Origin of the sequence: Enterococcus sp. CWB-B31 (genome assembly GCF_020567645.1) — a bacterium.
Classification (GTDB): Bacteria; Bacillota; Bacilli; order Lactobacillales; family Enterococcaceae; genus Enterococcus_L.
Window position 1 is genome coordinate 238384 of record NZ_JAJDJW010000001.1, and the last position, 14708, is coordinate 253091.

10 protein-coding genes are annotated in these 14708 nt (G+C 32.4%); all 10 read left to right on the top strand.

The window, feature by feature from the left end; all coding sequences use genetic code 11:
• Position 1: 1 nt before the first annotated feature.
• The 10 genes from LI954_RS00900 to tagD all read left to right on the top strand — a co-directional run bounded on the left by LI954_RS00900 (position 2) and on the right by tagD (position 14017).
• Positions 2-1363 (top strand): ATP-binding cassette domain-containing protein, encoded by a 1362-nt coding sequence (locus LI954_RS00900; protein ID WP_229443248.1) that lies wholly within the window; start codon positions 2-4, stop codon positions 1361-1363.
• 12 nt (positions 1364-1375) lie between these two features.
• Positions 1376-2185, top strand: coding sequence for an ABC transporter permease (locus LI954_RS00905; RefSeq protein ID WP_229442410.1), 810 nt, complete (start codon positions 1376-1378; stop codon positions 2183-2185).
• Positions 2186-2208: 23 nt separating this feature from the next.
• Entirely contained in the window at positions 2209-2922 is a 714-nt protein-coding gene (locus LI954_RS00910) for a 2-C-methyl-D-erythritol 4-phosphate cytidylyltransferase (protein WP_229442409.1), read from the top strand.
• Complete coding sequence (locus tag LI954_RS00915; protein ID WP_229442408.1) at positions 2915-3940, top strand: alcohol dehydrogenase catalytic domain-containing protein; 1026 nt, start codon at positions 2915-2917, stop codon at positions 3938-3940. The genes LI954_RS00910 and LI954_RS00915 overlap by 8 nt, the downstream gene beginning before the upstream one ends.
• Complete coding sequence (locus LI954_RS00920; RefSeq protein ID WP_229443249.1) at positions 3928-5049, top strand: CDP-glycerol glycerophosphotransferase family protein; 1122 nt, start codon at positions 3928-3930, stop codon at positions 5047-5049. Before LI954_RS00915 ends, LI954_RS00920 begins: the two co-directional genes overlap by 13 nt.
• A 12-nt stretch (positions 5050-5061) precedes the next feature.
• Positions 5062-6153, top strand: a complete 1092-nt coding sequence (locus LI954_RS00925) for a hypothetical protein (RefSeq protein WP_229442406.1) — start codon at positions 5062-5064, stop codon at positions 6151-6153.
• A 114-nt stretch (positions 6154-6267) separates the two neighbouring features.
• Positions 6268-7410 (top strand): CDP-glycerol glycerophosphotransferase family protein, encoded by a 1143-nt coding sequence (locus LI954_RS00930; protein ID WP_229443250.1) that lies wholly within the window; start codon positions 6268-6270, stop codon positions 7408-7410.
• Between the two features lie 43 nt (positions 7411-7453).
• Positions 7454-8773, top strand: coding sequence for a polysaccharide pyruvyl transferase family protein (locus LI954_RS00935; protein WP_229442404.1), 1320 nt, complete (start codon positions 7454-7456; stop codon positions 8771-8773).
• Positions 8774-10011: 1238 nt separating this feature from the next.
• Complete coding sequence (locus LI954_RS00940) at positions 10012-13563, top strand: glycosyltransferase (RefSeq protein WP_229443251.1); 3552 nt, start codon at positions 10012-10014, stop codon at positions 13561-13563.
• A gap of 46 nt (positions 13564-13609) precedes the next feature.
• The gene (tagD, locus tag LI954_RS00945) at positions 13610-14017 is read left to right on the top strand and encodes a glycerol-3-phosphate cytidylyltransferase (protein ID WP_229442402.1); all 408 of its coding nucleotides are present in this window, start codon (positions 13610-13612) and stop codon (positions 14015-14017) included.
• Positions 14018-14708: the final 691 nt, after the last annotated feature.

Here is a 14708-nt window from a genome sequence, read left to right on the forward strand (position 1 = left end):
ATTGACGTATAAAGTAAAAGCACAATACATCACAAAAGAATACGATCTGCTCAAGAAAAAATCAGATAAACTAAAAAGTCTCTTTTCAATTAAAAGAAAAAATATTCCAAAGTTTTGGGCGTTGAAAGGCGTTTCTTTTGAAGTTCAGGATGGAGAAACTATCGGAATTATTGGGATTAATGGTTCAGGGAAATCAACACTGTCCAATATCTTAAGCGGAATTATCCCTCCTACTTCCGGTAGTTTGGAAATCAATGGAGAAACCTCCATCATTTCCATTGGTGCCGGACTAAAAGGACCACTTACGGGAATGGAAAATATCCGGCTAAAGTGTCTGATGTTGGGAATGACCAATAAAGAAATCGAAGCAATCACTTCAGAAATTATTGATTTCTCTGAATTAGGAGACTTTATTAACCAGCCAGTTAAAAGTTATTCCAGTGGGATGAAAAGCCGGTTAGGTTTTGCGATAGCTGTACATCAGAATCCAGATATATTAATCATTGATGAAGCATTAGCAGTCGGCGATGACACCTTTTATCAGAAATGCTTGCACAAAATGATGGAATTTAAGGAACAAGGCAAAACAATTTTCTTTGTTAGCCATTCATTAGGTCAAGTGGAAAAACTGTGTGAAAAGACGATTTGGATGCACTATGGGCAGTTAAAAATGTTTGGCCCTACCAAAGAAGTGATTGCCGAATATAAAAAATTTAATACATGGTTCAAGGGTTTAACGAAGAAAGAACAAAGCGACTACAAAGAAGAACAGGTATCTACTCAGAAAACGTTCAGTTTGAAACGATTTCGCCGAGAGGAAATTAATAAAATTGAAGATAACCAAATGTCACGAGTTGAAATCAAAGAAATTAATAAAGATACTGAACCAATACAAGTAGGACGTAATATGTCCGCCAGCACAAGAGTTTTCTTAGCTTTTCTGATGGTGATGACTCTGTTTTTAAGTATGGTTAGTTTTAGTGGACGAGCAATTTCCAGTGTGGTTAATCAGCCGTTTAAATCGATGTTTACACAGCTGGAAGAACCTAAAAAAAGTAGGAAGACATCGACTTCATCAAGAAGTGCCGATTCAACAGTACCCTCAACCCATGCCTCTATAGTGACATATGATTCAACATTGCCAGCTGTGGAGCCTGTTCTAAGTACTTCAATTGAACCTGAGACTTCGGAAAGTAGCACCTCAGTAGATGAAAACGGCAATTATATGGTTGTAGAAGGTGATACACTAGAGGATATTGCCTTCCAGCATCAAACAACAGTTGATGCATTGATTCTGGCAAACAACTTAGAATCAACCGACATCAATGTGGGACAGATACTGGTTATCCCGCAAGGAGAATAAAAGGAGCAGATTATGAAAGAAGTATTCATTATTATCAAAGAACAACTAAATAATCTGGGTATTATTTTCCGGATGTCTAAATATGAAGAAAAGGCGACTTATCAAAGTCATTATCTAGGATTAATGTGGCAGATTTTAAATCCTATGATTCAAATTGGAATTTACTATATGATTTTTGGACTTGGGGTTAACGGAGGTAGAGAAATTGAAGGCGTTCCTTTTATTGTTTGGATGATGATTGGAATCAGCACTTGGTTTTTTATCAACAGCGCGATTATAGGTGCTTCAAATAGTATTTATAAGAATGTTGGCTTAGTGGCAAAAATGAAATTCCCGGTAAGTGCTCTTCCTTCCATTTCAATTGTCAGTAATTTAATGAACTTTTTTTGGATGTTCTTTATTACACTGATTGTTTTGATTAGCGCAAGTGTCTATCCTACACTTTATTGGTTGCAAAGCCTGTACTATTTTGCAGCAATGATTATTTTTATTTTTTCGTTCAGTATCTTGAATGCCACACTGACTACTTTAGTACGTGATTATCATATTATGTTGCAATCTATTTTCCGAGTTCTCTTCTATGTTTCAGGTCCTATTTGGAACATAGAAAATCGAAATTTACCTGTTGGATTGATCAATATACTTAAATTGAATCCCTTTTACTATATCATTGAAGGGTTTCGAGACAGTTTTTTATCTAGAAGCTGGTTCTGGGAAAAAGGAAATTATACCCTGATCTTTTGGTTGACAGCTCTGATTCTACTGATTATCGGCTCCCATCTACATCTGAAATTCAGAGCAAAGTTTGTCGATTATATTTAATTATCATGCTTGGAGGAAAAACTATGTACTTTGCACAAATCATGGCTGCTGGCAGTGGAAAACGAATGGGGAATACGACAATGCCAAAGCAGTTTTTATTACTTGGAGATAAGCCAATTATTATTCATACTTTAGAGAAGTTTATACTAAACCCTGATTTTGAAAAAATCATTATTTCTTGTTCAGAAAGTTGGATTCAATACACTCAAGATTTAATCAAAAAGTATATTGGCTCTGATGATCCACGAATTGTGGTTATTGAAGGTGGGGAAGAACGAAATGATACCTTAAATAAGGCCATAGAATATATTGAAACAGAATATACCATTACAGACAAAGACGTACTACTGATTCACGATGCAGTTCGTCCATTTATTACGAAGAGAATTATTAGTGATAATTTAGCAGCAACAGAGAACTACACTGCTGTTGATACAGGAATTCCAGCATTTGATACTATTGTCCAAGTGAGACAAGACATTATTTCTGATATTCCAAACAGAGATGAGATGTATCAAGGGCAAACACCCCAAACGTTTAATATCAAGGTACTAAAAAGATCCTATAGTTTATTGACGGAGGAACAGAAAAATATTCTCAGTGATTCCTGTAAGATTTGTTTATTAGCTGGTGAAAAGGTCAAAATGGTGGATGGAGAATTATTCAACATTAAAATTACTGCACCCTATGATTTAAAAATCGCTAACGCTTTACTTGAGGAGAGAGAAAATGATTAATCAAGTGATTCGTCTGACAGGTCCAAGACAATTTGAACAATTTTCCATAGAAGAGAAGATTTCAAATAGAACAACTATTGTCAGACCTACCTACCTTTCTATCTGTCATGCAGATCAGCGTTACTATACTGGTTCAAGGGATAAAGAGGTATTAAAGAAGAAATTACCAATGGCGCTAATTCACGAGGGTATCGGTGAAATTGTTTTGGATAAAACAGGAACATTTAAACGAGGGCAACGTGTAGTGTTAGTTCCGAATACACCTACAGAAAGCTCTGAACACATTAAAGAGAACTATTTACCAAGTTCACGTTTTCGCTCCAGCGGTTTTGATGGATTAATGCAAGAATATGTTTTTACAACACCCAACCGATTGGTAACTGTACCAGATTCACTACCTTCTGAGGTAGCTGCCTATACAGAATTGATTTCTGTCGCAATTCACTCAATATCAAGAATGCAAAAAAGAATGAATAGCGATATAGAATCTTTTGGTGTATGGGGAGATGGTAATTTAGGATTTATTACCAGCCTGTTATTAAAGCGGTTCTTTCCGAAATCTAAAATCATAGTATTTGGTAAAAATCCTGAAAAGCTTCAATATTTTTCTTTTGCTCATGAAATCTATTTAATTGATGAGATTCCTTTAGATTTAATGATTTCTCAAGCCGTAGAATGCGTTGGCGGTATGGGCAGTCAAGATGCTATCAATCAGATTATAGATCACATAAAACCGGAAGGAACTATTGCTGTTATGGGGGTTTCTGAACGTCTGATAGAAATTAATACTCGAATGGTTTTAGAAAAAGGCTTGACAATGGTTGGAAGCAGCCGTAGTGGTAGAGAAGATTTTGAGAAAACTGTTCAATTTTTACATGAACATGAGCATGCAAGAAAACGCTTGGAAGGACTAATCGGTATCGTTCAAGATATCTCAACGATTTCTGAGATTCATCATTTCTTTGAGTGCGAACTGCAAAATACTTGGGGAAAAGCCGTGATGAAATGGAATATCTAGCTTATTTAAAGATAAATGTACTGAAGCTTATATTTTCTGTTTTATACCTATTTTGGAGTTTCGTTATACCTTTTAAAAAAAATTCTATTCTATTTTGCAGTTCACGTAGTGAAGAAATGTCTCCCTCTATGCAAGCATTAAAAGACGGACTTTCTTTACAAGCTTATGGTATTTTTTCATTCAAACAACTCATGTTTAACCGGAAAGGAACGAAATCAAGTTATTTAAAAAATTGTTTCAAAGCTACAAAGCTAATTGCAGAAAGCGAAATAATTATTCTTGATGATCATTTCTTTCCAGTAAACGCCTTAATATATAAACAGAAAAAAAATCAAGTTATTCAGATCTGGCATGCAGCAGGAACCATTAAGCATTTTGGTAACAGTTTGCAAAACAAAAAAAATTTTATTCCACATAAAAATTATGATTTAGTATGCGTCAATTCAGAGAAAGATCGTAAAGCTTATGCAGAAGCTTTAGGAGTTTCCATCGAACAGACAATGGTCACAGGTGCAATACAACTAGAACTAGCGAAAAAAATTTATGAAGAGTTCCCCTACCAAATTTCAGAAAAAATTAAAATTTTTTATGCACCTACATATAGAAAAGGTAATGAGGACTATTCTCTTCATTTGATTCAAACACTAATCAAATTATTTGAGGAAGAGATGCCTGGTTTTGAACTAAAGTTATCTGTTCATCCTTACGTTCAATCAAAGGGAGTTAGCGATGATTATATTGTCCGTCCAGATCAGCTATATGAGGAGCTCTTATCCAGTGATTTATTGATAACCGATTACTCTTCTTTGATGATTGATTACAGTATTACAGAACGGCCCATCTTGATTTGGACTCCCGATCTAGAAGAATATGAACAGAATGTTGGTTTTTTTAACAAAAATTTTTTTATTAAATACGACTTTTTTCAAGCTATTGAACTATCAGATATACAAAATTTTTGTATAAAAATGAAAAAAGGAACCTTGAGTGAAAAAACAAAGCACTTGGCAGTAGATGAACATGTTACCAACAATATTAAAGCTGTTGAAACTATTAATGAAATTATCTTAAAAATATGTTTGATAGAAAAAGCAACTACTGAAATTTAGGATGGTATGAGAATGCAAAATATATATAGGACACCTACCGAGATGTATCAGGCACTTTTGGATAATGGATCTGTTAATGTCGAGTACCCCAACATTATTATCTCAGAAAATTTAGATAAAATACTTAAAAATACTTGGCAGAAAATGTTGTTCAACAGATTTATAACCTTTAATTTGCTTGATGCAGTTATAGATAAATCTGCTCAATCTTCTTCTGATTTCTATTCAAATAATATAATGATTATAAATGATTTTAAGCATATTGATCCTATCCAAATTTCTACATTTGACAAAATAGAACGAATGAAAAAGCTGTTAGATTTCTTATCTTTTGATGCTTCCAATTTAAGAAAACAAAAGAGTAAAGAAATGCAGAAAATTAAGCAACGTGTTTATGTGGATGGACAAATAAAGATTAAATATGGTTACAAAAATAATAATGGAAAAAAACTAATGATTTTTTTTCAAGGAAAAAGAGCAAGTCTGGCTGAGATCCACAGACAAGAAAATAAAATAACCCATAAGACAATGAATGAATTATTTCAACATGATAAATATCAGTTTTTTAAATACTCATTAAATAATCCTAACTATGATTTTGTCTATCTTGAAGATGATTTCAACTATATTCATGGGTGGTATATGACTAATTTTGGTTCAATGATTGTCTCTAATATTCAAAATTTCATTGTAAATCTCGGGAATAATTACGAAGAAATCCATTTTGTTGGAACTTCAAAAGGTGGATATGGTGCCTACCATGTTGGAAAAGATATGAAACAACTTACTAGTTTAACCCTTATTGCACCAATTCTGGACATTGCTCATTACATTGATATATTAAAAGTACCAACACTAAAAGCTGAGCTTTCAAATAATGATTCTGCTCTATTTAAACAGATTCAACAAAGGGAACAAATAAAACCTGATTTCCCTGAAAAAATTATGATTGTTACAGGAAAATCAGATTATGATTATAAAAAGTTACTACAGTTGTCTCACGAGTATCCAGAAATCATTTTTGAGGAAGTTGATGAGAACTATACTCATTTGGAAATAATAAGTAACAGCTATAAAAGGGTATTGTCAAAAAGATTAAATTAATTCCCTCTTTCACTACTAAAATGATATTTACTTATCTTTTCTAGTTAATGAATCTCTAATTAAATATCATTTTTACAGTATTAAACTTTTCAAACCGGAAATGAGGATAAAAAGATGAAATTATTGAAACTATTTAGAAAGGCAAAAACATTTAGTTTCAAAATATTATATATGTGCTTTTCTATTATTCCCATCAATAAAAAAAGAATAACCTTTGCCTCAGATAGTCGAGCCACTTTATCGGGAAATTTGGAGTACTTATATACAGAAATTAATCGAAGAAATAAACAGTTTTCAAGTGTCTTTTTTTTAAAAGCATCAATAAATGACAAGAAAACTCTTTTTTATCTTATTAAATTCGCATGGTCATTGGCCAGAAGCCGATACATACTTATTGATGATTTTTTTCCATTGATCTATCAACTGAAAATAAGGAAAGAAACAGATCTAATACAAGTTTGGCATGCTGCAGGTGCTTTTAAAAAATTTGGTTATAGTCGAATGGGTCTTCCAGGTGGACCTTCTCCAAAATCAAAAAACCATAAAAATTATACTAAAGTTTTTGTCAGTTCTTCAAATGTTATAGAACAGTATGCGGAAGGGTTTGGTGTTTCTCCATCTACCATCCTGCCTTTAGGTCTACCTCGTACAGATTTATTTTTTGACTTAAAAAAAATGTCAAAAATTGAAACATATTTAAAGACGAAGCTTCCTTTTATAATCAATAAAAAAATAATACTATTTGCACCGACTTTTCGAGGAAACGGACAATTATCAGCTTACTATCCTAATGACTGGCTTGACTACGAAAAGCTATATGAAACGTATGCCAATTCAAACTATATTTGTCTTATAAAATTTCATCCTTTTATAAAAGAATATACAATCTCTGATAAATATAAGGATTTTTTCTTTGATGTCTCTGAATTTAGAGAAATAAATGATTTGTTAATCATTGCAGATGTTCTAGTTACTGACTATTCTTCAGTTATTTTTGAATATGCTTTATTAAAGAAGAAGATTATATTTTTCACTCCTGATTTGGATGAATATATTGAGAAAAGAGGCTTTTATTTTGATTTTAAACAATTTGTACCTGGCCCAGTAGCTTATTCTTCTGATGAATTAATTCATTTACTTGATGAGCAAATTAAGGCTGATATACCAAAAATTGAAAAATTTATCGAATATAGCTTTGATTACTTGGATGGTCGATCATCAGAACGGATTATTGATTATTTGATAGAAATACAATAATCAATAAATATTTATTAAAAACAGCAACTTAAGGAGAAAAACTATGCGCATTTTAATTAGATCAGCAATGACACCATTAGAAAATTATACAGCAGAAGAATTATTAAAAAAAGATCGCTTTGGAGTAAATGTTGGAAATTTAGTTTATCAATATTCTGTATATAGACTATTATATGATGAAGTAAATACTTTAACTCCAGATGGATTAATTATGGATCCTAACAGAGCTGATTGGATTAATGAAAATTTTGATCTCTATGTTCTTCCTTTTGCAGATGCATTCAGACCTGATTTCAGAAAATATTTGAAATTGTATACCGAACTTTTTAAGCGTTTAAAGATTCCTATTTGTATACTAGGAATTGGAATGCGCGCTTCCTATGAGCCTAATCTACAGGAAAAATTTGTATTTGATGATGATACTAAAGCATTCATCAATGCGGCACTGGAAAAATCTTCAATGATTGGTTTACGTGGTGAAATTACTGCAGAATATCTCACCAAATTAGGCTATACACCAGAAAAAGATTTTTCAGTCATTGGGTGTCCTTCACTTTATACTTTTGGTAGAAATCTAACTCTTAGAGAAATTAATTTGCAAGAAAATTCAAGAATATCATTAAATGGAACCCAAGGTATGTCACAAGACCTAATGGACTATCTTGTCAGTATAAGCAAACAATTTCCTGATCATTTTTTTATTCCTCAAGTCTGGAGTGAAATGGTAACTGGCTATTTAGGTGGTCCTTCGATTGCACATACCGCAGATAGTTACCCTTATTCAATTGAAAGTGATTTTTATAAAGAAGGAAAAGTAAAATTTTTCTTAAATGCCAAAAGTTGGTTTGATTATATGAAAACAGTAGACTTTAGTGTTGGGAGTAGATTACATGGAAACATTACAGCAACAATTAACGGTACACCAAGCCTAACTATTGCAAGTGATGCCAGAGTCAGAGAACTTGTTTCATATCATAAGCTACCTTCTATACCTCTTCATTTAATAGACTATGATAAACCACTTAGCCAATATGTAGAAGAAACAGATTTCAAGTCCCCTGAAAGACAACAGGAACATAATTTTGATCATTATCTTGATTTTTTAAATACTAATGGTATAGAAACAATTTTTTCTAAAGATCGAAACAGAAAATTTGCTCCTATAGATGAAGTATTAGCCAAAATTAATTATGAAAAACCTGTAAAACCAATAATTAGTGTTTCTGATAGTGAAAAAATAAATCGCTTAAGTTTTGGATTAGACTGGTATAAAGAGAAAAAGACAAAAGAAATAGCTGTGGAAAAACATAAAAATACTGAATTGACTAAAAAGCTAAACACTATAAGAGATTTATTAAGATAGTGTAATACCTTAATAAAGATTAGTGTGTTGACCGTTGACTGAATTAAAAATATAGTTATGCTTCTAATCCAAGAAACGTATAGCCAGTACGGGAGTGGGACTGTGACAAAAGTATGTCTGAGATCCCTAAAACCGAATAAACAGTGTTTCAGTCTTTGTATGATTCGAGCATTCGAAGAAACCGTAGGAGCAAGTTCATACCTGCCCCCCAGATATACGACGAGCATTCGAAGAAACCGTAGGAGCAAGTTCATACCTGCCCCCCAGACATGCGACGAGCATTCGAAGAAACCGTAGGAGCAAGTTCATACCTGCCCCCCAGACATACGACGAGCATTCGAAGAAACCGTAGGAGCAAGTTCATACCTGCCCCCAGACATGCGACGAGCATTCGAAGAAACCGTAGGAGCAAGTTCATACCTGCCCCCCAGACATGCGACGAGCATTCGAAGAAACCGTAGGAGCAAGTTCATACCTGCCCCCCAGACATGCGACGAGCATTCGAAGAAACCGTAGGAGCAAGTTCATACCTGCCCCTCAGACATACGACGAGCATTCGAAGAAACCGTAGGAGCAAGTTCATACCTGCCCCCCAGACATGCGACGAGCATTCGAAGAAGCGTAGGAGCAAGTTCATACCTGCCCCCCAGACATGCGACGAGCATTCGAAGAAGCGTAGGAGCAAAGCCCCTCCATGCTTCGAGGATCGGAACGAAGTCCTTCAATTCTTAGCGGCTCTGCCATTTAGAAATTGATGAGATCGAAACGAAGTGTAGTGAGAACCGTAGATGCAGACAAACGGATACAGCGTAATGTTTTGTCTCGAGAATCGTTAGACTCGTAGAGACAGCAGTTCTGGAAATAAGTTGAATGATACTGAAAATATGAGTAGCTCAAGGGAGGTATCAATTCACAGCTATTCATTTTATAACTAGTGTTTCTTGACAATTTTCGTATATTCCGACTTATTGATATAAATCACTACGATTGACTTGTCAGAGTAGATGATGCATGATACCTATCTGGTTCTTGAGACAGAACACTTCTGCTCCTGCGGTTACTCGTCGCATGGAGAAGCTTTGTCACAACCTCATTTTCTCCTATTAATTAGCAGATACTTGTTCTTGTCATTGAATCATACAAGTTAAAATATTCTACCATTGAATATCATTTATAATTTGGTTGGAGCACTAGGTGTTAAGAAAAATACAATTTATGCAGAAAGGTGCTAAATAAAAATGTTGATCTCTGTTATTATACCTGTGTACAATGCTGAAGATACGATAGAAGATGCTTTAATATCCATTTATAATAATCAAAATCTTTCAATTGAAGAATTGGAGATTGTTATTATTGATGATGGCTCTACAGATAATTCTAGAGAAATTATCAATGCATGGAAAAACAGATTGGATACAAATATAATTATATTAGATGGATATCATAATGGTGTATCAAAAGCCAGAAATTTAGGGCTTAAAGTAGCTACTGGAAAGTTCATTACATTTTTAGATGCTGATGATACATACTCAAATAATCATTTTGAACCGATTATTGATTTTCTTGAATCTGATACAGGAAAAGAAACTGATATAGTTGCTTATCCTGAAAGATATTTATATGAATATCCTATTGAAGTATTTGCAAAATATGGTTTTCCTAAAGATTACAAAGAATATAAACTTGTAAGGAATTCGAACCAAAAATTTATTTACAGAAAAATAAATGATTCTGTCAAAAATACATTATATAAAAATGGATCTGGACTTTACCCAACAGATTTGAATTATCACATATCACAGGCTCGCTTAAACGTAGTAATTAAAAATCTTCCCGAAGACGAAAAAATCTATTTTGATGAAGAATTACCGTATGCTGAAGATTCTTTATTTGTAACCCAATATATTATAAGAAAAAATTGTATTGGCTATGTAAAAGAAGGGCTTACTTATGATTACTTAAAATCTGGTTTTTCTACAGTCGATAAATATGCAAATCCTGTACAGGCTTCAGATATTTTATTGACATGGTCAAAAACATTGATTAAAGCTACTAAAAGAATGGATAATACAATCCCCAAATATGTTCAAGGAGTTTTATTAAATGAGTATGGCTGGCGTTGGTTAGGAACAAAATTACTCCCTAAACATTTAAATCACTTTGAATATGCTGCATGGCTGGATGAGTTTAAAAAAATATTAGCCTATATTAATTCTGAAATAATTTTAGAAGGACTCAAAAATTCAAAAAATTGGGATTCCTTTTTTATGGACATGATTGCTGAGCTTAAGGGAATTTCAATTGACTACAAATGCAGAGAAAATAGTATTGAATATTATCAAAAGAATGAACTAGTTAGAATTGACAAAAAAGTGGAATACTTTTGGACTGATTTAGATATAAAAAATAATAGATTGCTGCTCTCAGGTTTTTTCAAACTTCACTTTGGAGCAATCTTGAACCCCAAATTTTTTTACAGGAATGGGGATATAGAAAAAGAAATTTGTAGTTTTGAATCTTCATACAGTTATTACCGAAATAAAATAAAAACACATAAATTTTTTGCAATAAATATAAGTATTCCTCTTGAAAATCTAATTGAAGGAAACTTAAATGTAGGTTTCTACTTAGATAATAAAGAATTTTGTCCTCAGGTAGTCTCAGTTTTAAATAATCGTCTTTTTCCAAATGAGCTTGGGAAAAATACTGTTGTAAGAAATGGCTTCATTTTTTCTTTAGTTGATAGTAATTCTACATTGTATATAAGAAAACATTCTGCAAGTTATTCCCCTTATTTAGAAATTGGTTTTTTGCAAAAATTAGAAAAACTTGAAAATAATACATTAGCACAAGCTATTATTTATAAAACAATTGATAATGCAGCTAAGATTTGGCTCTATTCCGATTCTAGTACAGCTATAGATAATGCATACTATCAATTTATTCACGATATATCATTAGATGATGGAATAACTAGGTACTATGTTTTACACAGAGGTTCAAAAGTTGAAAATATAATATTATCTTCAGCAATTGATCAAAGAAACATCGTCTATTTTGCTACAGATAAGCATAAAGAACTCTTTATTAATGCAGAAATCATTATCTCTTCTTTTCAGGATGTAGAAATTTTTTGTCCTTTCCCGATTGTAGATGTTAATAAACTTTCAGGACTATTCAATTTGAATGTGGTTTATCTACAACATGGTGTTTTGCATGCTAATATGCCCCGACTTCTGAGTAATGAAAAAAATAAACATATACTTGGTATTGTAACTTCTACAAAACAAGAATATAAAAACTATATTGATATCTATGGTTATTCATCTGAACAGCTCTTACCTGTCGGTATGCCGCGTTTTAATTCAATTTCATCGAAAAAGACAGTTGAAGATGAATTATATAGAATTAACCCATCTGTTCAAAAACGAAAACTTTTATACGCTCCTTCTTGGAGATCATCAGTTATGATAGGAAAAAATGTTAATGGCGGCTGGATTCCTAATATAGAAGCTTTCAAAAAATCAAAATTTTATGCAACATTAATTGAATTAACTCAATCTGTAGCAATTGAAGAATATTTGAAGAAACAGTCACTCCAACTAGATATAAAATTACACCCAATATTTAATGATATTTTATCTGATATTGCATTAACTAATAAGCATGTTAGTATATTGTCTTCTTCGGCAGTTATTTCTGTAGATGATTATGAAATGATGATTACAGATTTTTCTTCTTATCTATTTGATGCTGTAGAAAGTAAAATTCCAGTTATACAATTTATTCCAGACTATGAAGAATTTCGTGCTGGAGAGTTGCACACTTATAACGAGTTGGACGAACTTAATGAAAAAAATATGTTCAAAACATTATTTAGTTTAGAAGATCTATTACATGAAATTAATATGATTATCACTGATGAGGGGGCCCGAAATACTTACTTAGAAAATATGACAGATTTTTTCACTATTGATATGAATGTGAATTTAAAAATAACGGAATTTATTTATAAATTAAGCGAAAAAAAACAATTGGCTCTCAAAAATAATAATATGGAGTATTTGATTGAACAGCTTAATGAATCAGATAATGAAATCATAGCTGCTTCATTTATTTTTGCAAAATCTGGTGATTATATTGCACCAGTAAAAGACCTGCAAATTTACCATGATCCTGAATTGACGCAACCATCTTCAAAAAACAACCTAGCTAACCAATATTTTCAAGTACTTGAAAGACTCTTTAATCAAAATGGAAATCCTGTGTTCAAAGTAGAAACTGGCTTTGTTTCTTCTTACAGATCTAATTATAGCTATTCTAATGATTCCACGGATGTTTCTTTGCAGAGTTTAGATACTTCAAAGTACAAATTTCCATTAAAATTAGCTGCAAAAACAGATATAGAAAAAGAAGATGGATCAATTTATTCTGCTGGAAGTATTATTGATGTAAAAGGTTATCTAATAGATAGTTCTACTGAAAATACTTATTTTGTTACAAGTGATAATCATCGAATAATTCTTAATTTGACTAATCTAATTCTGGTAAGAAACGATTATGACAGGTTTGTCATTGATCCAACTGTAAAAAAAATACGACTTCTTCATAGCTTGTTTGTTTATGACTCAGTTGAGTTCTCAAAATACAGTAAAACAAATAAGAAACTTTATAAATACACTACAATAGAAGTTTTAGGTATTGGATGGTCAGATGGTGGAACACCTAGACTTATCACTAAATATGGTTATATTTCTGCAAATAAGATTAATGTAAAAGAAAAAAAATAAACGAATCCACAATACCTTCTTGCTTCGGACAAAAGGAATGTTTTCAATGAAAAAAATAATAACTTATGGAACATTTGACTTGCTTCATTATGGCCATATAAATCTGTTAAGACGTGCCAAAGAAAAAGGCGATTTTTTGATTATCGCTCTCTCCACAGATGAATTTAGTATTAAAGAGAAAAAAAAGAAACCTTACTTCTCTTTTGAACAACGCAAGCAACTGCTAGAGGCTATCCGCTATGTAGATCAGGTGATTCCTGAGGAGAGTTGGGAACAAAAGGTTTCAGATATTTTTACACACAATGTCTCTACTTTTGTCATGGGCGATGATTGGGCTGGAAAGTTTGACTTTATTGAGAAAAAAACAGATGCTAAAGTCATTTATTTAGAACGAACACCTGAAATTTCTACAACTCAAATAAAAAAAGATTTAAATTCTATAGATAAACAGTAACTGAATAACTCTTTTAAGATATGCTTCATGTCTAACAAGTTGGGTATTTATTTCCCACTTGCTAAAGGTGAAGTGTATCTTCTTTTTTTAGAAACTACATAAAAATAGAAAGAAACAATTATTATACTGAAGCCTACGAAAAGAAATGTATTATTTCTTCCTTGCTTCGTATTCCTCATAACATCAGCTTTTATTCTTTCTGCTCCTTCTAAAGCAATTATTTCTTAAACAAAGGAGTGATGATTCCTGCCCGTTGATTTTTCTTGAAAGGATTTTAATTACTCTACAAGGGCTATTGACTAAGGGGGGGGAAGAGCCTTGTTCAACAGAAGAAGCATAAAAGCTTTCTTCTTAACAAATTGACGGGTTACTTTATAGATTTTTTATCTATCAGAAAATTTGCCTGACTGGAATTAGTGCACTTACTAAAAAAATGATTCGTTTTCTCTTTCTTGATACTACGAATAATTATGAGCAATCGATTGCGGGGAGGACAATTGTCTAAACTGAAAAAGTAATGATATATCTGGATATCAGTCTCAGAAATCTAAGGGAGATTCCACAATACGAGAATACTCAAAATCAGGATAACGGATTGGGTGAGTAGGGCTCCAAGTATTATTGATTAATAATGAATTGAATAATAAAAAAGTTCAGGACATTCGTTGCATTGAATGTTGAAAATCAGATT